The organism is Streptomyces sp. NPDC053069, assembly GCF_044546895.1.
GTDB lineage: Bacteria > Actinomycetota > Actinomycetes > Streptomycetales > Streptomycetaceae > Streptomyces.
Genome location: NZ_JBITZN010000015.1, coordinates 189,921 through 212,195 on the forward strand (window position 1 = coordinate 189,921; position 22,275 = coordinate 212,195).

At 70.7% G+C, this 22,275-nt stretch carries 11 protein-coding genes; all 11 read right to left on the reverse strand.

Annotation, left to right across the window (positions count from 1 at the left end; all coding sequences use genetic code 11):
* Positions 1-19: 19 nt before the first annotated feature.
* Positions 20-871: an ABC transporter permease gene (locus ACIGXP_RS30710; RefSeq protein ID WP_363215397.1), complete on the reverse strand. Its 852-nt coding sequence runs from the start codon at positions 869-871 to the stop codon at positions 20-22.
* A complete protein-coding gene (locus tag ACIGXP_RS30715; RefSeq protein WP_399773833.1) occupies positions 868-12,150 on the reverse strand; it encodes an amino acid adenylation domain-containing protein in 11,283 nt (3,760 codons plus the stop codon). The genes ACIGXP_RS30710 and ACIGXP_RS30715 overlap by 4 nt, the downstream gene beginning before the upstream one ends.
* A 95-nt stretch (positions 12,151-12,245) precedes the next feature.
* Positions 12,246-12,959, reverse strand: coding sequence for a 2-hydroxychromene-2-carboxylate isomerase (locus ACIGXP_RS30720; protein WP_399773835.1), 714 nt, complete (start codon positions 12,957-12,959; stop codon positions 12,246-12,248).
* Between the two features lie 69 nt (positions 12,960-13,028).
* Entirely contained in the window at positions 13,029-13,775 is a 747-nt protein-coding gene (fabG, locus tag ACIGXP_RS30725) for a 3-oxoacyl-[acyl-carrier-protein] reductase (RefSeq protein WP_363215400.1), read from the reverse strand.
* Positions 13,776-13,880: 105 nt separating this feature from the next.
* On the reverse strand, positions 13,881-14,975 hold the full coding sequence (locus tag ACIGXP_RS30730) for a beta-ketoacyl synthase N-terminal-like domain-containing protein (RefSeq protein ID WP_399773838.1): 1,095 nt from the start codon (positions 14,973-14,975) through the stop codon (positions 13,881-13,883).
* On the reverse strand, positions 14,975-16,210 hold the full coding sequence (locus ACIGXP_RS30735) for a beta-ketoacyl-[acyl-carrier-protein] synthase family protein (protein WP_399773839.1): 1,236 nt from the start codon (positions 16,208-16,210) through the stop codon (positions 14,975-14,977). Before ACIGXP_RS30735 ends, ACIGXP_RS30730 begins: the two co-directional genes overlap by 1 nt.
* A gap of 25 nt (positions 16,211-16,235) precedes the next feature.
* Positions 16,236-16,508, reverse strand: coding sequence for an acyl carrier protein (locus tag ACIGXP_RS30740; RefSeq protein ID WP_363215403.1), 273 nt, complete (start codon positions 16,506-16,508; stop codon positions 16,236-16,238).
* Positions 16,509-16,553: 45 nt separating this feature from the next.
* Positions 16,554-17,528, reverse strand: a complete 975-nt coding sequence (locus tag ACIGXP_RS30745; protein ID WP_399773842.1) for a LysR family transcriptional regulator — start codon at positions 17,526-17,528, stop codon at positions 16,554-16,556.
* Between the two features lie 132 nt (positions 17,529-17,660).
* Positions 17,661-18,551: a TauD/TfdA family dioxygenase gene (locus ACIGXP_RS30750; protein ID WP_399773845.1), complete on the reverse strand. Its 891-nt coding sequence runs from the start codon at positions 18,549-18,551 to the stop codon at positions 17,661-17,663.
* Between the two features lie 195 nt (positions 18,552-18,746).
* Positions 18,747-21,317: an amino acid adenylation domain-containing protein gene (locus ACIGXP_RS30755; protein WP_399773847.1), complete on the reverse strand. Its 2,571-nt coding sequence runs from the start codon at positions 21,315-21,317 to the stop codon at positions 18,747-18,749.
* A gap of 104 nt (positions 21,318-21,421) precedes the next feature.
* The gene (locus ACIGXP_RS30760) at positions 21,422-22,252 is read right to left on the reverse strand and encodes an AfsR/SARP family transcriptional regulator (protein WP_363215407.1); all 831 of its coding nucleotides are present in this window, start codon (positions 22,250-22,252) and stop codon (positions 21,422-21,424) included.
* Positions 22,253-22,275 lie beyond the last annotated feature (23 nt).

Below are 22,275 nucleotides of genomic sequence, written 5' to 3' on the forward strand. Positions count from 1 at the left end.
GTCTCCACCAGGCGTTGGGTCAGGAGCCCGCGGTGCGGTAGCGGCGCAGACTCACGGTGAAGCAGAGCGTGAACAGCACGCCCAGCGTCACCGCGATCACCACTGCGGGGTGCTCGGAAGGGAAGCTGCCGCTGGTCGTGGCCGGGTTCCCCCACAGATCACGGCAGGACGCGATGACGGCACTGATCGGATTCCACTCCGCGACGGGGCGGACCAGAGCCGGCATGGTGTCCGGGGCGAGGAAGGCACTGGACACGAAGGGCAGCACGATGACGATGAAGGGCGTGACCACGCTGATGGTCTCCACGTTGCCGAGCGTCATCGCGAACGCCACACCGAGCCAGAGCATCACATAGGTCAGGAGCACGATCAGCGCGAACCCGGCCAGCACGGGCAGGACTCCGGTGTGCGGCCGCCAGCCGAGCACCAGCCCGGCCGCGGTGACGACGGCCAGCCCGAGCATGCCCACCAGCAGGTCGGCGAGGGTGTGCGCGAAGAGCACGGCGGAGCGGCTGATGGGCAGCGATCGGAACCGGTCGACAAGCCCGCCCTGGAGGTCCATCGCCACCGACACGGCGGTCGGCCCGACGCAGGCGAGCGCCACCTGGACCGCGCCGCCGGCGAAGACGTACTCGCTGTAACTGCCTCCCGCAGGCAACGTGATGGCGTCCCGGAAGAGGTAGCCGACCATCACCATCGACACCAGGGGGCTCATCGCGACCCCGAGCACTCGGCCCGGAGCCCGCCGCAGGTGCAGCAGCCGCCGGCCGGTGACCGCGAACATCTCGGTGAACGCCGACCGCAGACCGCCCGGAGCGCTCGGCGGGCCCTGGCCGAGGCCGGCGGCAGCGGTATTCGTAGCCGTCGTCATCGCCCGTCACGCCCGTCCTGGTCCTGGTGGAGCCGGTCCAGCTCGGCGGCGATTGCCGGGCCGATCTCGGCCAGCGGGCCGGGGTTGAGGAGGTCGTCGTGGTTGCAGTCGATCCTGCGGACGTCGAGCGTGCCGCTGAAGTACGGCCGCCACCGCGGCGCCAGGTCCGGCGCGGCCTCGCCCGAGTCCGACCGCCCGGCGGCGTAGAGCCGCATCACCCCGTCGTAGTCCTGTGGTGTGTAACGGGCGTGCAGGACCTGGTGGTTGGCCATCAGGTCCACCATGCGCGCCATGCGTTCCTCCCCCATCTGGGCCAGCGGGCTGCCGTCGCTGCGCAGCGCCTCGATGACGTCCCCGGCCTCCAGCGGCCGCTCCCCGAATTCCGAACGGTCGTGCCCGATGCCCTCCAGCAGCCAGGCGAGCATGGCCTGTTCGTCCGGCTCCTGCTGTTCGTCCGCCGCACCGGTGCGCGGGTAGGAGTCGAAGTTGGCCAGGAGGCCGACCTCGTCCCCTGCCGCGCGCAGCTGGACGGCCATCTCGTAGGCCAGCAGGCCACCGAGCGACCAGCCGAGCAGGTGGTAGGGCCCTTCCGGCCGGACCTTCTTGATCAGCCGGATGTACTCGGCCGCGCTCTCCTCGATGCTCGTGGGCAACGGCCCGGCCGCCACCACGTACGGCGCCTGAATGCCGTAGACGGGGTACTCGGCGCCGAGGTACCGGGTGAGCGGCATGTACGACAGGGCGAATCCGACCCCGCTGTGCACACAGAAGACCGGGGGGCGGCTGCCCGTGGGCTTCATGCACAGCATCGTGGCGAACGGGTCGGCGAAGTCCAGGCCGCTCGTCTCGTCGATCGCCTCCGCCATGATCTGCGTGCTCTGCCGGCGGGTGGCGGCTGCGGGCTCCGGCCGCGCGGCCGGGTCCGGCCGGTTCGCCCAGGTGGCCTTGACGGTGCCGGCCAGGGAACGGACCGTCTGGTGCGCAAAGACATCCGCGCCGGTGATCTCAAGGCCGGCCTTGCGGGCCAGCGCCACGAGCCGGAGCGACTTCAGACTGTTCATGCCGGACGTCTCGAAGAAGTTCTCGTCGACACCGATCTCGTCCAGGCCCAGGATGCCGGCGACGATCCCGCGCAGTGTCTCCTCGGCCGCGCTCAGCTCATCGGGTCCTTCGTGCGCCGTCGCCTGCCCGGCGTCGGAAGGGTCCGGTGCCGGTCGCACGTCAAGGGCCAGCAGATTGCCCGACTCATCCCATTTGGACCGCTCTCCGGTCCGGTAGAGCCGGGAGCCGGCCGGCCCGTACGGGTTGGCGACGAACCGCTCCGCCGTCTGCCGGGGCAGGCCCGCGTAGCCACGCGCCGTCCCGGCTCCGCCGATGTACAACTCGCCCACCAGCCCCGGCGGAACGGGGGCCAGCCACTCGTCCAGGACATAGGCCTCGGTGTTCCACACCCCCTTGCCCGGCGTGTACGTCCTCGGTGTCGCCCAGTCCTGCGGCAGGGGTTCCTCCGCGCTCACTCCGGCGCCGGACAGCAGCGGCCCGAAGAGGCCGGTGCCGGAGGTCTCCTCGCGTTCCAGCGCCCACGCGAGACGGTTGACCACCGCACGGTGCTCGACGACCGTGCCGCGGGGGCGTCCCGCCGCGTCGTCCTCCCGGATCACATAGGCGGCGTGTCCGGGGCGGAGCGGGGTGCCGCGGTCCGCGTCGGTGATCGGTTCGGTCCGCTCGCCGCGCACCGGTGAGCCGTCGAGCACCACCGCGGTGACGCCGGTGCTCCGCAGCCTGCTCGCCAGCCCGGCAGTCGTCACCACGCACAGCGGAGCGGTGTCGGCGAAGAGCGTCTTGATCCGTCCGATCGGCTCGTCCGCGGCGACCGTCACATAAGCCGTACCGGCCTTGAGGGCCGCGAGCACCGCGACGGTCTGCTCCACGGCACGCGGCACGGCCAGCGCCACGATCCGGTCGGGACCGGCACCGACGGCCAGCAGCCGGCGTGCCAGCTGGTTGGCCCGCGCGTCCAGTTCCGCGTAGGTGAGTGCCCTGGCCCCGGATCCGACGGCCACCGCGTCCGGGGTGCTCGCCACCCGTGCGGCGAACAGCTCGGGCAGCGTCGTCGCCGGCAGCTCGTGGGCATGGTCGTGCCAGGCGTGCAGCAGCCGCTCGCGCTCATCGCCGGTGAGCAGCTGAAGACCGCTCGGGCGGATGTCGGGGTCGTCCGCCACCGAGCGCAGCACCTGCGTGAAATGCGCTGCGAGCCGTTCCGCGGTGGCCCGGGTGAACAGATCGGTGCTGAAGCTCAGCAGTCCCCGGATACCGCCCCCGCCCGGCCACGGCAGCAGCTCCAGCATCAGGTCGAGCTTGGCCCGGTCGGACCCGGCGTACACGGGCTCGACGGTGAGACCGGGGAGGTCCAGCTCCGCGTTCTCGTGGCTCTGGACGCTCAGCATCACCTGGAACAGCGGGTGCCTGTTCGCCGAGCGGGTCGCCTTGACCGCGTCCACCACCTGGTCGAACGGGACGTCCTGGTGGGAGAAGGCTGCCAGGTCGGTCTCCCGGATCCGGTCGAGCAGTTCCCTGAAGCTCGGGTCTCCGCTGGTGTCCGCGCGGAGCACCAGGGAGTTGACGAACATACCGACCAGATCGTCGAGCGCCTCGTCGGTGCGTCCGGCGATCGGGGAACCCAGCGGGATGTCGGTGCCGGCCCCCAGTTTCGTCAGCAGGGTGCACAGCGCTGCCTGGTAGACGATGAACTCGGTGGTTCCGGTCTGCCGGGCCAGCTCGATCAAGGCCGCGTGCAGCCCGGGCTCCAGCTCGAACATCACCATGTCGCCGGAGGACGAGCTCGTCTCGGGGCGCGGGAAGTCGGCCGGCAGGCGGAGTTCCTCGGGAGACCCCGCGAGCACGTCCTGCCAGAAGGCCAGCTGCTCGGCGGCCACGCTGTCCGGCTCGTCCGGCGAACCGAGCAGATCGCGCTGCCAGGCCGCGAAGTCCGCGTACTGCACCGGCAGCGGGTCCCGACGCGCCGTCCGCCCCTCGCAACGGGCCCGGTAGAAGGCCGCCAGGTCGTCCAGCATCGGTGCGATCGACCAGCCGTCGAAGGCGATGTGGTGGAAGACCAGCATCAGCACCCACTCGTCCACGGCGACCGCGTACAGCCGGGCCCTCAGCGGTGGTTCGGTGGTCAGATCGAAGCCCAGGTCGGCCTCGGCGGTCAGGGCGGCCTCCAGCTTCGCCTCCGAGACGGTCCGGGTCCGCAGCACGGGGCCGCCCGTCACCGGGTCGAGCACCTTCAGCGACGGCACACCATCGGTCTCCGGGATGACCGTCCGCAGTACCTCGTGGCGTTCGGCCAGATCCGTCAGCGCCCCCTGCAGGGCGGCTTCGTTCAGACGGCCGGAGAGCCGGAAGGCCATCGGCGTGTTGTACGTGCCGTCGGTGTGTCCCTGGCTCCTGTTGATGAACCACTGCTGCTGCTGCGCGAAGGACAGCGGCAGCGGCGCGTCCTTCGGTGCCGGGGTCAGCGGGGGCCTGGCCCGGCCCGCCGCCTCCACGTGACCGGCCAGGGCGGCCACCGTCCGCGCCTCGAACAGCGCGCGGATCGGCAGTTCGACGCCGAGTGCGCTGCGGACGCGGCTGACGAGCCTGGTCGCGAGGAGCGAGTGGCCGCCGATGTCGAAGAAGTCGTCGTCGACGGAGACCTGGGACGCCCCGAGGATGTCGGCGAACAGACCGCAGAGGATCTCCTCGACCGGGGTGCGCGGCGCCCGGCCGCGGGGACGGTCGTCGAACCCGGGTGCGGGCAGCGCCTTGCGGTCGAGCTTGCCCTGCGCGGTCAGCGGCAGCGCCTCCAGGGGGACGACCGCGGAGGGCACCATGTAGTCGGGCAGCGACCGGGCGAGCTGTGCACGCAGGCCGTCCGCGACGGCGGGCTCGGCGGCCACGACATACGCCACCAGCCGGCGGTCGCCCTCCTCGTCCTCCGACACGATCACCGCGGCCTGCTCGACGCCGGGCTGGGCGAGCAGCGCGGAGGAGATCTCGCCGAGCTCGATGCGGAACCCGCGCAGCTGAACCTGGTCGTCGGCGCGGCCGACGTAGTCGAGCTGGCCGTCCGGCAGCCACCGCACCAGATCACCGGTGCGGTACATCCGGGCACCCGCGGGGCCGAACGGGTCGGCCACGAAGCGCTGGGCGGTGAGCCCGGGGCGGCCCAGGTAGCCGCGGGCCAGACCGCCGCTGACGTACAGCTCCCCGACGACCCCGTGCGGTGCCGGCCGCAGCTGGTGGTCGAGGACGTACACCCGGTGCGCGGCGGTCGGCCGGCCGATCGGCGGCCGGCCGGAGCCCTCCAGCGGACCACCGACGGTCGAGCTCACCACGGCCTCGGTCGGACCGTAGCCGTTGTAGAGCCTGACCTTCGAGGACCAGCGCTGGACGACGTGGGCGGGGACCTCCTCACCGGCCACCGCGAGACGCAGGCCGGCGGGGAGCGTGCTGCCCTCCGGCAGGCCGCCCACCACGGCGGGCGGCAGTCCGGCCAGGTTGACGCGGGCGTTGTTGATCAGGTCGACCAGCGGTTGTCCGGGTGCCCGGCACTCCTCGTCCGCGATCACCAGCGTGCCGCCGTTGAGCAGCGCGAGCGTGATCTCCCAGACCGAGGCGTCGAAGCTGATGGAGGCGAACTGCAGCACCCGGGTGTCCTCGTCGAGGCCGAAGCGTTCGACGAGGCTGTCGACCATCGAGAGCAGCCCGGTGTGGGCCACGACGACGCCCTTGGGCCGGCCTGTGGAACCGGAGGTGTAGATCATGTACGCCGCGTTCTCCGGCCGCAGCGGGGCGGTCCGGTCGGCGTCGGTGAGATCGGAACCGGGCAGTGCGGCCAGCCGCTCCGCACGGGCGGGCGCGTCCAGGACCAGTGTCTCGGTCGCCGGCTCGGGCAGCTCCTCCAGTCGTGCCCGGGTGGCCTCATCGGTGAGCAGCAGCGCCGGACGGGCGTCCGCGAGCATGTAGGAGATGCGGTCCACGGGGTACGCGGGGTCCACCGGCAGGTACGCGGCGCCGGCCTTCAGCACGGCGAGCACCGCCACGACCACCTCGGGCGAGCGCGGCAGCATCAGCGCGACGGTCCGCTCGGGGCCGATGCCGTGCTCGACGAGCAGCCGGGCCAACCGGTTGGCCCGCGCGTTCAGTTCGGCGTAGGTCACCTCTTCGGCACCGGACAGGACGGCCGTCTTGTCCGGCGCCCGGTCCGCGCGTGCCTCGAAGACCCCGGTGGCCGACTCTCCGGACGGTGACCTGACGTCGCCAGTGCCCGACCAGTCCTCGACCAGCCGGCTGTGCTCGTCTCCGCTGAGCGCGTCCAGCCTGCCGAGCAGGACGTCCGGCGCCGCGGCGAGTTGCTCCAGCACGCGGACGAAGCGGTGCAGGATCTCGTCGGCCTCGTCCGGGGTGAAGATGTCGGGCCGGTACTGCGCTTCCAGGCGCATCCGGCTTCCCGGGAACACATTGAGCGCGAAGGGGTATTCGGCGATGACCCGGGCTTCCCAGGCGAGCATGCTGAGGTCGGGGATGTGCTCGCCGATGCGGTCGAGGACACCGGTCGGATAGTTGTGGAAGGACACCACGGTGTCGAAGAGTTCACCGATCCCGGCGCCCTGCTGCACCTCGGCGAGACCCAGGTGGTGGTGGGGTTCCAGGTCGAGCTGGCGCTGCTGGAGCGATGCCAGCATCTCCTCGAAGGGCAGGGAGGGGTCGAGACCGACCCGTACCGGCAGGGTGCTCAGGAAGGAGCCGACCGTCCGCTCGATGCCGGGCACTTCTTCGGCCCGCCCGGAGACCACCGTGCCGAACGTCACGTCCTGCCTGCCGGTCAGCCGGCCGAGGATGACCGACCAGCAGCCCTGCATGACCGTGCTCATGGTCAGGCCGCGCGTGGTCGCCCAGGCCGTCACCGCCGAGGTCAGCTCCTCGGGCAGCTCCATGTCCACGGACCCGGGCAGCACCGAGGCCCGCGGCCGGTCGACCGGACCGAGCCGGGTCGGCTCGTCGATGCCGGCCAGCTCCTTCTGCCAGGCCTCGCGCGCGGCCGCCTTGTCCTGAGCGGCCGACCACTGCAGATAGCCGCTCAGGGGGACCACCGGCGGCAGTGCCGAGGTGTCGGCGCCATTGGCCCACAGGGTGACGAGTTCCTCGGCGAGGACCGCGGACAGCGACCAGCCGTCCACCAGCATGTGGTGCGCGGTCCACACCACACGGTGCCGGTGTTCGTCGAGCCGGTAGACCGTGAAACGGGTCAGCGGCGCCCGGGTGACGTCGAAACGGTCCAGCCATTCCGCGTCGGTCAGCCGCTGGACCTCGGCGTCCGGATCCGTCCCGGAGAAGTCCGTGAGGTCCACTTCGGTCCAGGCCGGCTCCACGGAACCGGCGACCAGCTGGACCGGGTCACCCGCGTCCCGTTCACGGAAGCAGGCCCGCAGACTCGGGTTGCGGTCGAGCAGCGCCTCGGCGGCGGCGCGCAACGCGGAGCGGTCCAGGGGACCGGCCACGTCCATGATCACCTGAAGGGTGTACGCGTCCATGCCCTGGCGGTCGAACTCCGCCTGGAAAAGCAGACCGCGCTGGAGCGGGGAGAGCGGCAGGATGTCGTCGAGCTGCGGGATGTCGCGCTCGTACGCCTCGATCTCCGACTGGGTGAGCGTCACCAGCGGGAAGTCGGAGGGAGTCCGGCCGCCCGTCCCGGGCCGCTCGGCATGCGCGGCCAGCGCCTCCAGTGCACGGAACCAGTCCTCGGCCAGCCGGTGCACCTCTTGTTCGGCCAGCAGTTCGCCCGCCCAGGTCCAGTCGGCGACCAGCACGGGGCCGTCCGCGCGGTCCTCGGTCATCGCGACCAGTTCCAGCGCATGCCGCAGCGGGGTCTCCGGTGCGGCGGTGAGGCCGGAGGCGCCGGCCACCATGGACCAGTCGCCGCTGCCGCTGTCCGTGGCGAACCGGCCCAGGTAGTTGAAGCCGATCCGGGGAGCGGCGCAACGGGCGAGCACCGCGGCGGTCTGGGGGTTGAGGTGGCGCAGCAGGCCGTGGCCGATGCCGTGGTCCGGCAGGGCCCGCAGGCTCTCCTTGACGCGCTTGAGCGCTTCGCCGCACGAGGCCCCGCCGTTCCACACCTCGGCCCAGTCCGGCTCGCCGACGTCGAGGCCGACCGGGTAGACGCTGGTGAACCAGCCGACGGTACGGGACAGATCGAGACCGTCGGCGATCGGCTCGCGGCCGTGCCCCTCCAGCTCCACGAGTGCGCGTGATCCCGCGCCGCGGTGGGCGAGAGCCAGCGCGAAGCCGGTCAGCAGTACTTCGTTGACCTCGGCGTGGAAGGCGGCCGGCACCCGGCCCAGGACCGCGGCCGTCTGTGCGGGGGACAGTTCGAGGCGGAACCGGCCCGCGCTGCCGTGCACGTCCCGGGCCGGGTCGAGGGGGCGGTCGGCGAGTTCGGTCGTCGCCGCGCCCAGCACCTCGTCCCACAGCGGGAGTTCCGCCGTACGACGGGTGGTCCGGGCCTGTTCGGACAGCACCTTCGCCCAGCGCCGGTAGGAGGTGCCGACCGGGCTCAGCGGTGTGCCGTCCCAGGCAGCCCGCAGATCGGGCAGCAGGATCCGCCAGGAGACTCCGTCCACGGCGAGGTGGTGGATCACCAGGAGCAGTCGGGCCGCGCGCTCCTCGCCCTCGTCGAGCAGCACCGCCTGGACCAGCAGGCCGTCCTCGGGGCGGAGCCGCGCCCGGGCCGCCGCGATCTGCTCGTCGAGCAGCGCGTCCTGGTCGGCGCCTGTTCCTTCGGTCTCGATCCTGCTCAGCACCTCGGTGGCGGACACCGCGCCGTGCGGCAGCGTCTCCAGGGACCACAGACCCGGCACCGGGACGGTGAGTTTCGTGCGCAGCGCGTCGTGCCGGTCGAGGACCGCCTGCAGCGCGCGCTGGAGCCGGGCGGGGTCGGCACCTGCGCCCGCGGGCAGCGTGATCGTGACGTACTGGGCGAACTCCCGGACGGCAGTGGGCAGTCCGGCCAGATCGGCACGCAACTGGTCGACGATCGGGGTCAGTTCGAGCTCGCCGATGCCGTCCGTCTCCGCTTCCTCGACCCGGTCCGTGCGCTTCGCCACCGCGGCGATGGCTGCCGGGGTGCGGTACTGGAAGACATCGCGGGAGGTGATGACGAGCCCGGCCCTGCGAGCCTTGCCGACCACCTGTATGGAGCTGATGCTGTCGCCGCCGAGGGCGAAGAAGTTGTCGTCCACGCCGATGCCGGGCACACCGAGGACCTCGGCGAGCACCTGGCAGAGGATCTCCTCCTGCGGGGTCCTCGCCGCGGTACGGCCGGTGGTCGTGACGGCGAACTGCGGTGCGGGCAGGGCCTTGCGGTCCACCTTGCCGTGCGCGGTGAGCGGCATCCGCTCCAGGGGCAGCAGCACCGCGGGGACCATGTGGTCGGGCAGCACCGCGGCGATCCGGTCGCGCAGTGCCTCGGTGTCGACCAGGCCCCGGGCATCGGCCTCTGCCACCACATAGCCGATCAGGCGCTGATGGCCCGTCGGGTCCGCCACGGCAGCGGCAGCCGCGTCCGCGACCCCGGGCAGGTTCCGCAGGACCGACTCGACCTCGCCCAGCTCGATGCGCTGGCCTCGGATCTTGACCTGGTGGTCACGGCGGCCGGTGAAGACGAGTTGCCCGTCGGCGAGCAGCACCACCTGGTCTCCGGTGCGGTACATCCGGGTGCCGTCGTCCGCGAACGGGTCGGACACGAAGGTGCCGGCGGTGCGGGCCGGGTCACCCAGGTAGCCGCGGCCGACACCGGCGCCGGCCACGTACAGCTCACCCGGCACACCGCGAGGGACCGGTCGCAGGTCGTCGCCGAGAACGTAGAGGCGGGTGTCGCGCAGCGGCCGGCCGATCGGCATGGAGGCGCCGGACATCTCGGCCGCCGAACGCGCGTATCCGTGCGTGACATCGTCCGAGCACTCCGTGGGGCCGTACACGTTCGCCAGGGGAACGGCGGGATGACGCGCGAACCAGCGAGCGCACAACTCCGTCGGCAGCGCCTCACCGTTGGAGATCAGCCAGCGCAGCGCGGGGAGGGAGGGCGCGCCACCCGTGGTGTCCCACACGTCCAGCGTCGCCCGCAGCAGCGAGGGCACCACTTCGAGCACGGTGAGGCGCTCGGTCGCGATGATGCCGAACAGCGCCTGCGGGTCCGCCGCGTCCGCACGGGAGACGGCACGGACCCGGCCGCCGACCAGGAGCGTGGCGAGGGACTGCCAGACGGACACGTCGAAGGTGACGGGCGCGTTGTGGACGAGCGCGTCGGAGCGGTCCAGGGAGAGTTCCTCCACCTTGGCGAGCAGGTGGTTGACGAGTCCGCCGCGCTGCACCATCGCGCCCTTGGGCCTGCCGGTGGAGCCCGATGTGTAGATCACGTACGCCAGGTCGAGGGGACCGCCGGTGACGGGTGCCAGGGCCTCGGCCCCGTCCTGCGATCCGTCCAGCACCAGGACGGGGATCCCGTCCTCGGTCCCGCGTCCGGCCGCCACCTGTTCGGCGAGGGCACGGTGTGCGGTGTCGGTGACGACCTGGACTGCTCCGCTGTCCTTCAGGAGCTCCGTCAGCCGGGCCAGCGGTGCGCGCGGGTCCAGTGGCAGGAAGGCTCCTCCGGCGCCGAGCACGGCGAGCTCCGCGGTGACGAAGTCCCGTCCGGGGTCCGTCAGTACGGCCACCGGTCCGCCTGCCGTCAGCTGCCGGGAGGCGGCGCTGGCCCGGCCGACGAGCTCGGCGTAGGTCAGGCTTCCGCGGTCGTCGGTGACCGCCGTCGCGTCGGGCCGCTCGGCGGCGTTCACCCGCACCCTCTCCACGACGCCCTGGTAGGGCTCCTGGCCGCGCGGGCCGGTCAGCGCGGTGGCCAGTTCCTCCGCCTCGCCGGGGGACAGCACGTCGAGAGCGGTCAGCGGAGCGTCCGCGTCGGCGGTCAGGAAGCGGTCGAGGAAGGCGATGAACCGGGCCAGGTGACCGCGTACGTCGTCAGGGGTGTAGCGGGCTTCGTTGCCGCTGAGGTCGATGCCGATCCCGGCGTCTCCCTTGTCCGCGACGGTGAGTTCGAGGTCGTCGACGAGGCCGGTGGAGGGGCTGTGGATGGTGGCCGCGCAGGGGCCGATGCTCAGCGCCTCGACCTGCGGCATCATGTTGATGAAGGGGCCGAACGGCCTGCGGTCGTCGCTCGGCAGTCCCATCGCGCGACGGATCCGGCTCACCCGGTACCGCTGGTGCTTGAGTCCCTGGGAGAACGCCCGGTACGTCGTGGCGAGCAGGCCGTCGCGGGTCGTCGCGGGCTCCAGGGTGAGCCGCAGCGGCAGGTAGTTGACCACCATGCCGGGGATCTGCTGCATGGTGCCGCCCACCCGGCCCGTGACGGGCAGGGAGAGCAGCACATCGTGCGTGCCGGTCAGGCGCCCGGTGTACGAGCCGAGGGCCGCGACCAGAACGGTCTGCCAGGTGACCCGGGACTCCCAGGCCACGGCGCGCAGCCGCTCCGCCGTCGGTTCGGGCAGTACTGCCGCCTCGCGCAGGAAGGTCTGCGCCGGTTCCGCGTCGCGGGTGGCGAGGCTGATCGGCTCGGGGCGGTCGGCGAGCGTCTTCTCCCAGTAGTCACGGTCGCGTTCGCTGCGCGGCGAGCCGGCGTAGGCCGCCTCGGCCTCGATCAGCGTGCGCAGCGGCGGGAAGCGTCCCTCGTCGAGCGAGGTGCCGGCGAGCATCGCCTCGTAGATCGCGGAGAGCCGCTGCCAGTAGATGACATAGCTGAACCCGTCGGAGACGAGGTGGTGGTTGAGAAGGCAGAAGAAGGTGCGGTCCTCAGCGAGGGTGAAGACACTCATCCGGAACAGCGGCACATGAGGCTCGGCCGCCAGCGGCAGGGGGACACGCAGGTCGTCCTGGATCGCCGCGTGTGCCGCCGCGGCCGGGTCCTCGGCCGTGCTGACGTCCGTGACGGTCAGCGGGAGCTCGGCCGGCGGCTCGATGAACTGCCAGGGTTCGCCGTCCACTTCGGCGAACCGGGCACGCAGACACTCCGACTCCTCCGCCAGGCGCGCGAGCGCGGCCCGGAAGACGTCCTGGTCCAGTGGTCCGCGGATGTCCCAGTAGATCGCGGTGTTGTACGTGGCCCCGCCGCCCGAGAGCTTCTCGTCGAACCAGATGTCCTTCTGGCCGGCAGTCAGGGGCAGGCCGCCCGTCTGATCATGAGTCATAGCAATCCCCTAGCGAAGGTCACCTGGTGCGCACGGTCGATCATTCGAGAAGGCGCTGACAGTGGGCTGACTTGTGTCGTCGCCGGCCGGAGCGGTCAGCCGCAGCCGCCCGCGTGCGCGTCCTCGACCGACCGGCCGAGGGCCACCGCACTGGCGGGTTCCGGGACGGCGGAGTCCGGGACGGCCCTGGACCGCAGATGCCCGACGAAGGCGTCGAGCCGGTCGATCCCCCAGAACCGGGTGTATCCGTGCACGAAGAACGGCACGCCGAACACACCGTCGTTGCAGACTTCCATCAGGATCCGGACCCCCTCGGCACGCAGCTGGGGATCGTCGCTCGCATCGGCGATCAGCCGCTGGTCGATACCGAGGCGGGAACCGATGTCCGCGATGGTCGCGCGGTCGCAGATGTCGCGCCCCTCGCCGAACCGGGCCTGGTACACGGCCTCGATGTACGCATGCCCGAGTCCCCGGTCGCGGGCGACCAGGTAGCCGAGGTGCGGCACCTCCCACACCGGGTCGCGATCGACCGGCCAGGTCACCTTCAGGCCCCTGGCCCTGGTGAGCCGCCCGACGTCCTGCAGGACGTACCGGTTCTTCTCGCGGGACATCTCCGAGTAGGGGAAACTGCCGCCCTGCTCGGCGAGTCGCCGGGCGCTGTGCGGATCCGGCTCGAAGAACGGGAGCCACTCCAACCGGTCGACGAGATCCGCGTGCCGGCTCGTCATCTCGCGGTGGGCGAGCCAGGAGTACGGGCTGCGCAGGTTGAAATAGAACCGAGGCGTCTTGTTCTTGGCTGCTGAGGCCATGGCGAATTCACTCCTGGTCGTGGGATGGGGAACGTGCAGGCCGGAAGCCGGGCCTCAAGAGCCGTGCGCTCAGACGACGAGGCCACCGTCGATTCCGAACACCTGCCCGGTGATGTACGAGGCGCGGTCGGACGCCAGGAAGGTCACCAGCTCGGCCACCTCCTCGGGACGGCCGAGACGCCCGAGCGGAATGCGTTCCGTCATCCTGCGCATGTGTTCTTCGCTGAGTTCGGAGAGCATGTCGGTGGCGATGTAGCCCGGCGCGACGGCGTTGGCACGGATGCCGTAGCGTCCGGACTCCTTGGCCAGCGCCTTGGTGAAACCGATGATCCCGGCCTTGGTCGCCGAGTAGTTGGCCTGCGTGGCATTCCCGTACACGCCCGCGACCGAGGACAGTGTGATCACCGAGCCGGCCCGGCGCTTCATCATCGCGAAGACGGCCGCCTTGCACAGGTTGTACGTGCCGTCGAGGTTGACCCGCAGTACGGCGTCCCAGTCCGCTTCCGCCATCATCACCAGCGGGTTGTCGCGCACGATGCCCGCGCAGGAGACCACGGCGTGCAGCGGACCGAGCGCCTTCTCACTGGCGCCGACGAAGGCGCGTACGTCGTCGTGGCTGCTCACGTCCACCTGTGCCGGGAACACACGGGCCCCTGCGGCGGTCGCCTCGGCGGCCACGGCGTCGGCGGCCTCCTTGTTCGCCTGGTAACAGAAGGCCACGTCGTAGCCCTCCGCGGCGAGCCGGGTCACCACATGACGCCCGATGCCTCGGGAACCGCCGGTGACCAGCGCGACGCGTCGTTCAGTTGCGGACATACGTGTTTCCTCTCCATGGGTACGGCTCGTGGGATGCCGGCGCGCAGCACGCCGGAGCCGGTCCGAGGGGAGGCCTGCCTGCCGCCTCCCCTCCACATCGGTCCCTCAGCCGCGCTCCGCGCCGCCGAGCACCGCGCAGCCGACGGTGCCGTCCCGGTCGATTCCGGTGACGAGGGCCGCTTCACCGGTACCGAGCCCGGAGGCGCCGGCGGTGGCGAGCACCGCGGCCAGCTGCAGGCTGGTCGAGGCGGCGGAGGTGTCCCCGAGCAGCGGCCGGCAGCGGACCCACTCCGGTTTCACCGCACCGAGCGCGTCATTGATCGCCGCCTCCTCCGCAAGGGCGAGTTCACCGCCCGCACCGAGCGGCGCGACCAGCCGGATGTCCTCGGGAGCCACGGCGGCCCGCGCCAGCGCGTCCCGTACGCAGTCGGCCAGCGCCTTTCCGGCATCGGCGCGTTCGCCGTACGCCCGGAAACGTGTCGCCAGCACCCGGGCGAGCGGCACACGGCCCGCGCCACGCGCATCTGCCGCCGTCTCCATGAGGAAGACGGCGCCGCCCTCGCCGAGCGGGGTCGAGCGCTCCTCGGCCGCGCGGCCGTGCCACTCCAGCCAGGCGCGCTGGGCGGAGTATTCCTCGGCCGCGCCGCACAGTACCCGCGTGCAGTGGTTGCCGCGGTGCAGCCGTACCGCGTAGCTCAGGGCCAGCAGCCCCGTCAGCCAGCCGCCCGCGACGGTGGTGTTGGGGCCCTTGATGCCATGCCAGATGGCGCTCTGGCCGGCTGCCCGGTTCATCACGGTGTTCGGGAAGCGAGCCGGGTCGACATGGTAGGGACGCTCGCCGGCCAGGGAGTCCCGGGTGAAGTCCATGATGCTCTGGACGCTGCCCGAGCCGGTGCCGAGCACCAGGCCGATCTGCTCGGGCCGCTCGGTGAGTTCGGCACCGCAGGACGCGAGGAGACGGCCGACCGCGGTGACGGCGATCGCGGTCACCCGGTCCATGGTGCGGGTGCCCTTCTTGCCCACGTACTCCGTCGCGGTGAAGCCGGGCACCAGACCGCACCGGTCGAACGGGCCGGGCCAGGCGTCGCGGTCGAGCGCATCGACGGCGCTGCGCCCGGCGCCGATGCCTTCGGTGAAGGGATCGCTGCCCACGCCGTAGGGAGAAACGGCCGACCAGGCGGAGAGAACCAGTTCGGACATCACACAGCCTCCCGGTACCGGCCGAGGATGAGCACGGCGTTGTTGCCCGCGAAGGCGAGCGCGTTGTTCTGGACCACGTTCAGTTCCGCGGCCCGCGCCTCGTTGGGTACGCAGTCCAGGCCGCACTCCGGGTCGGTCTCCCGGTGATTGATCGTGGGCGGAATGAAGCCCTCGGTGAGGGCGAGCGCGCAGGCGGCCGAGGCGAGCGCACTCGCGGCGCCCATGGAATGGCCGATCATGGACTTGATGGAGATCGTGGGCGGGGGCGTGGTGAAGACCTGCCGGATGGCCCCTGCCTCGGTGACGTCGTTGGCGCGGGTGCCGGTACCGTGCGCGGAGATGAAGTCGATGTCCTGGGGCTTCACCCCGGCGTTGCGGTGCGCGACCTCCATGCACCGGGCCAGGCTGTCCTGGTCGGGTGCGACGGGGTGGTGCGCATCGCAGTTGAGCCCGTAGCCGAGGACCTCGGCGTAGATCCGGGCGTCCCGCGCCAGCGCCGAATCCAGGCTCTCCATCAGCAGGATCCCGGCGCCCTCACCGGTCAGGATGCCCTTGCGGTCCTTGTCGAAGGGCTGGCAGACCTCGGGGGCGATCGTGCCGAGCCGGTAGAACCCGGTGAAGGTCTTGCGGCACACGGCGTCGGCACCGCCGCACAGTGCCACGTCGACGTCGCCTTCACGGATCGCGTCGTAACCGCTGCCGATGGCGTAGTTGCCGGCCGCGCATGCGGTGGGGATGGTGAGCGCCTCGACGTCCGTCAGGCCGAGCTCGCGGACGATGCCGCTGGACAGTCCCCCGGCCTGCGCCCTGCGTACGACGGTGGCCGGCAGGTGTTCGGGGCCGTCCTCCAGCTGGATTCCGACGAGCGTGTCGAGGTCCCGGGATTCCGCGTCGGTGGTACCGACAGAGACCAGCGACCTGCGCCGCCTGAATTCCTCCAGGTCCATGCCCGAGTCCTCGACCGCCATCCGAGCCGCGGCGACGGAGAACTGGGAGGCCCGGCCGAGCTCTTCGGGGTCGACGCGGTGGATCCACTGCGCCGGGTCGAAGTCGGTCACCTCGCATCCGTTGGCGTGCGCGAAACCCGTGGTGTCGAAGGCCGTGATCGGCTTGACCCCACTGCGTCCGGACCGCAGCCCGGCCAGGAAGTCCGTGACACCGAGCCCGATGCTGGTGACCGTACCGAGCCCGGTGATCACTACGCGGCGAGACCGCTGGTCGCTGTCGTACACCATGTGCTCCAGTCGTCCGGGCCGATACCTACTGGGACGCCTTCGCCGTCAGGGCTTCGCCCACGACAGCGACGACGCTGTCCAGATTGACCATGCGGGCCAGTTCGGCCTGGTCGATATCGATCCCGAACTCTCGCTCCAGCTGCGAGAGAATCTCGATGGCGCCCATCGAGTCGGCCTCGTGGTCCTCCTTGAAGCGGCTGGTGCCGGTCATGTCGTCCGGTTCGATCTCAAGGATGTCGCAGATGATTCCCTTGATCGTGGCGCGGCTGTCGGCGTCCACCTGGTTCGCTGTAGTCATGACGACGATGCTGGCGGACTGCCCTGACAGCGAACTGACAGATCCTCATGCGGCGGGTGACGGCAACGGCAGAAAGCGTCCCGGCTCGTTTACAACGGGATATTCTTTGATCCAACGCCAGTATCCGGAGAGGGTTCTGACGTATTTGTAGTGGTACCGCCGCACCGCTTCCACCAGTCGGTGCAGGGTGTCCTTGGCAAGCGCACCCCGGCGCCACACGAGCATCATCTCTATGCTGTGCGGCTCACGGATGGGTACCAATTTCACCTCGCGTGTGGCACCGGTGGGAGGCGTCAGAGCGACGGCGTTCGCGTCCTTGACCCAGCTCATCGCTTCCTGATAACCATCGACATAATGGAGCGCCTTGAGATCCCCCTGGCCCAACTGAGCCAGCACATGCCGCTCCACCTCGTGGAACCAGTGGTTCCCCGAATAACGGACCCAGTCGAGATCGGCCAATTGGGCCGTTTCCACGAACGGTCGACCGGCCAGCGAGTGCCGCATCGACACCGCGAGCAAAATCGGTTCCTGCACAATGACGGTGGAGTCCAGTTCCGGCTGCTGGACCAGTTCCGGCGTGACCGTCTTCGAGCACGCGATCATCGCAACGGTGAGTGACCCGCGGCGTATCGCTTCCACGGCGGCGGCAGGCGCAAGGGTCTCGGTCTCCACGTCCGCCGACGGTACGGCGTCCCGGATCGCCCCGAGCAGGGTCGGCGGAGTCCATTCGGTGTTCCCGAAACGCAACGTGCTCTCGGCGTATGTAGCGGCCGCCCCCCTCACCTCGTCCGCCTGCTCGACGAGCCGCGCCATCATGGGAATCAGGACGTTGCCCAGAGAGGTCGGAACGACGCCGGCCCTTGAACGGACGAAGAGGTCGCCGCCGAGCATCTTCTCGATCCGCCGTAACTGGGTGGTGAGGCTGGGCTGTGGAAGATTCAACCATCCAGCAGCCCGGGATATACTGCCGGTTTCGGCGATTGTGGACACGATCCGGGCGTGCCTCAGTTCGAGTTCCATACCCCTGTTATCTCATGACTTGATCGATGCCGCAGGCACAGAGATACAAGTCGGGAAACGATGAGCGGAGGAAGTCATACCGCTTGTCTGAAATCCAGACATGGGGCGGCTGAATATGAACGCCGCTCGCGATCACGCAGTCGACTCGACCAACCGCACCGGCTCACCGAACAAGGCGGCCATGTGACGCTCGCCCTCATAGGCGTCGCGGCCGTGCGCCATCCGCAGGTTGTCGAGCATCAGCAGGTCTCCGTCCTGCCACGGTTCCTTCATACAGGCGATCCGGTAGACCTCGTTGATGGTGTCGACCACCTCGACGGGGATGCTCCCTCCCTCTCCGTACGTCGTCCGGAACGGCAGGCCCTCCACTCCGTAGATCTCCTCCAGGTGCTCCCGGACGACCGGGTCGAGAGCCGACTCGTGCAGGAAGGCCGCCTGGTTGAACCAGACTCGCCGTCCGGTCACGGGATGGCGGAGGATCGCCGCGCGACGCTGGCGGGTCCGCAGGCCACCGCCCTCGGTCCAGGTGTGGTCGATGGCGTTGCCGGCGCAGTAGCCCGACACCGCCTCCCTGTCGTCGGTGCCGAAGGCTTCGTTCCAGGTATGGCCGAACTCCAGGTAGTGACGGGCCAGTTGCCAGCCCTCGCGCTCGAAGCGCGCGACCAGGGCGTCCGGCAGGAGCTCCAGGACGCGTTCCCCGTCGGCCACGGACCATCCGCCGCCCTGCTTCGGTGCGACGAGGCAGCCGAACAGGGCGATCGAGGGCACCACGGCGGCGTAGCTCAGTTCATGGTGCATGCAGAGCTGGTCCTCGGACGGCCACTCCGATGCGGAGTAGACGAAGTCGGGGTGGGCGACCCTGCTGGTGAACCCCTCGCGCTCGGCCACACCCGTCACGCCGATCGCTCGCGCCGCCGCGGCCAGATCGGCCGGCGATGCCATGTCCAGGCCACGTATCAGGAGTGCCCCGTGCCGGGCGACCAGGGCCCGGATCTCGGCCCCCGGCAGATCCGAGGCAGCCATGAATCCCAGGTCCTCAAGGCCGGGCAGCCGGAGCGTCGGTATGCGCCCCTCTGCCAGCGTAAGGTGCCATCCCTCCGGACCGGCCTCGACGGCTGCCGGTCCGCTGGTGATTGTCATCCCGATGCCTCCAGTGATGTACGGGCCGGCCGCGGCGACGACGAGCCGGGCGCGGGGCGTCCGGCTCGACCGCCGAGGTCAGGCCATCTGATGTGTTCTGAGATCCAGCAGGTTCGCGGCCTCGCTGAGGACCGGGGCCTTGGCCAGCTCCGCCGCACTCACCGTGTTGTCCAGAGCGATCACCACCCGCAGCAGGGCGAGCGAGGTCCCCCCGGCCTCGAAGAAGTGCGTCGCGCGGCCGATGCTCCCGACGGGAACCTTGAGGGCCTTGGCCCACAGTTCGGCGAGCCGGTGCTCGGTGGGAGTGCGCAAGGGTTCCAGCGGTCCGCCGGCCGTCTCGTCCGCCGGGTCGGAACCGGCGTCGGCCTGCAGGGTGAGCAGCTTGCGGTCGACCTTGCCGTTGGGTGTGAGCGGCAGCGTCTCCAACCGGTCGAACCGGCTCGGCAGCATGTAGGCCGGCAGGGAACGGGCGAGGACCGCGCGCACCTCCTCGGGCGAGATGCCCTCCGCCGCCGCGTAGAAGGCGATCAGGCGCTGGGCGCCGTGGCTGCCCGCGACCACGACGGCGGCATCGCGGACGCCGTCGACCCGCAGCAGCTGGTTCTCCACCTCGCCGATCTCGATCCGGAACCCCCGGATCTTCACCTGCGCGTCACGGCGGCCGAGGAACTCCAGGCGGCCGTCGGGCAGCCACCTCCCGAAGTCCCCCGAGCGGTAACGGCGCCCGCCGGGGCGGTGCGGATCGGGAAGGTAGGCGGCCCGCGTGCGCTCCTCGTCGTTGATGTAGCCCCGGCCGACGCAGACCCCGGAGAAGACCAGCTCTCCCGGCGACCCCAGGGGCACCGGCCTCAGCCTCTCGTCGACCACCGTCACGCGCACATTCCGCACCGGCCGGCCGAGCGGCACGGAGGCTCCGGCCGGGGGACGGTGCAGCACTTCGTGATTGGTGTCGTCCGACGTCTCGGTCAGACCGTAGGCGTTGACCAGGGTGACGTCGGGCAGCGTGTCGAACCACCGCTGCGTCAACTCCTTCTTGAGCGCCTCACCGGTCACCGAGACGCAGCGAAGGCTGGGCAGCGGCCGCGGCCGGCGGCGCAGGTGATCGAGGACCACCTCGACGTACGAGGGCACGAGTTGGGCCACTTCCACGTCGTTCTCGGCGATCAGCGTCACGAAGCGCGCGACGTCGAGGACGTCCCGCTGCCCGACGATGAGCGTACGGCCCCCCACGGCGAGAGCCGCGACGAGCTGCCACAAGGAGATGTCGAAGCACTGCGGGGCGGTCTGCGCCACCACGGTGCCGGCCTCGACCCCGAGGTCCTCGATCTTGGCCAGAAGGTGGTTGAGGAAGCCCTCGTGCTCGCACATCGCGCCCTTGGGCCGCCCCGTCGAACCGGAGGTGAAGTAGATGTAGGCGAGCTGGTCGGCGGCCACCGGCAGGGCCAGGTCCGCACCGGACTCCGGGCCCGTGTCCTGACCGATCAGGTCGGCGAGTACCTCTGACCGGACGTCTCCCAGCTGGGAAAGGGCCACGTCCAGGCTCGGACTCACCCCCTTCTGGGTCAGCACCTGGCGGCAGCCGCTGCGCGAGACCATGTCGGTGATCCGGTCGGCCGGGAACTGCGGCTCCACGGGGAGATAGACGCCGCCGGCCTTGAAGACCGCGAGCACCGCGGTCAGCCACTCCAGGTCGCGTTCGGTCACGACCGCGACCACGTCCTCGTCACGCAGGCCGTTGCTGCGCAGCATGCGGGCGACCCGGTTGGCCCGCCGGTTCAGTTCCCCGTAGGTCCAGGACCGGCCCTCGTGCACGGCTGCCACCGCGTCGGGGCGCACCCGCGCCTGCTCCTCGAAGAGTTCGTGGAACCGCAGGTCGGGCAGCACGCGCCGGGGGCCTGCCAGGCCCTCCCGCTGGAAGGCCTCCTCGGTCTCCGGAACGGGGTGCCACAGATGCTGAGCCGTCTCCGGCCCGGTGCCGAGCGCTTCCAGGGCCGAGAGCAGATAGCCGGCGATCCGGCCTGCCGCGTCGGCGTCCAACGCCTGAACACGGTGATTCAGTGACAGTTCGAGCCGGTCGCTTCGCAGCACCAGGCTCACGGCGAGGACCGTGTCGCTGTCGAGGTCCCCCGCGTCGACCGCGCGACCGGCCACCACGACGGTGTCGAACAGCGCTCCGGCACGGCGCAGTTCGGCCCGTATCCGGTTCAGCGACACCGTCTGGTGCTCTTCGGCGGCGGCTCGCACGACAGCGGCTTCGGCGAGGAGTTCCCGCCAAGGCCCCTGCCCCACGTGGACGGGACAGGGCAGCGGCTCGGCGGCCGTGTCCGCGGTGCCCTCCGGCAGGTATCCCATGACCACCGTCGGATCTCCGGTGACGGAAGCGAACACCCGGGCACAGGCGGCGATCAGCAGCGCGTCCAGGGGGACACCGGTACGACGGGCGAGTTCGAGCAGGGCAGCCGTCGTGCTGGGCGGCAGCAGGGTACGGCGTTGCCCGATCCGGTTCTGCGGACGTTCGTCGGCGCACCACTGCGGCAGGGGGGTGAAGTGGTTCCCGTCGAGAACTGCACGCCAGAACGCCTGTGCCTGCTCCTCGGAAGCCGCCGACCGCACTGACTGGTCCGCGGGTCCGTCCTGCCTGTCCGTCACGAGCCTTGCCCTCCTGGTGGGAGTCCGGCTCCGCCGGACATGAGTGGATGCCCGGCCGAGCCGGGTGTACGCCGAAGAATTCAGCCCGGTGCGCTTCCGTGACGTCAGGAGGGCAGACCGGAGGAGGCGGGGACCCGCCTGGGGCGGCCGAGCACCACGTCCTGCTTCAGGATCGCCTGGTAGGTGAAGTGCAGGGCGGGGCCGGGTTCCAGGGCCAGATCGTCGGCGAGGCGTCGGCGGGCTCCGTGGAACACCTCCAGGGCCTCCCGCTGCCGCCCGTGGCGGTAGAGCGCCAGCATCAGCAGCTCGCTCAGCCGCTCCCGCTCGGAGTGCTCGTTGGCCAACTGGCGCAGTTCGGACATGGAGATCCTCTCCGCGTCGACAGCCAGCTTCGCCGCGGTCAGGTCCTCGAACGCGGTGATACGGCGTTCCTCCAGGTGAACCGCCTGGATCCGGCAGCGTGCCGAGTCCCTGGTCTCCATCAGCGCGGGCCCGCGCCACAGGGCGAGTCCCTCTTCCAGCTTCGCAATCGCCGCGACGGGATGGTGCTGCAACAGGTCGGCGCCGGCGTCGGCAAGGACGAGGAACCGGTGCGCGTCCACCGCCTCGGGTGATACGTCCAGGACGTATCCATGGCTGTCGGTGCGGACGATCCTGTCGCCCGTCCGGCCGGTCACCGAACCCAGCAGCCGGCGCAGCCTGCTGACGACGGCCTGCAGGGCATTACGGGAATTGACCATCGGCTGGTCACCCCACAGCTCGTCCACGAGTTGATCGAACGAGACCGGAACCCGGGGAGACATGGCGAGGAGCGTCAGAACAGTGCTCGCTCGCTTCGACGCCACAGCGGACCGTCGTTCTCCGCAGGACAGAGTGAGCGCTCCCAGAACGTTGATGTCCACGGCGATAACCCCCGTAATCGGCGAGACTGGCATGGACCAGTTTTCGCCAGGTAACC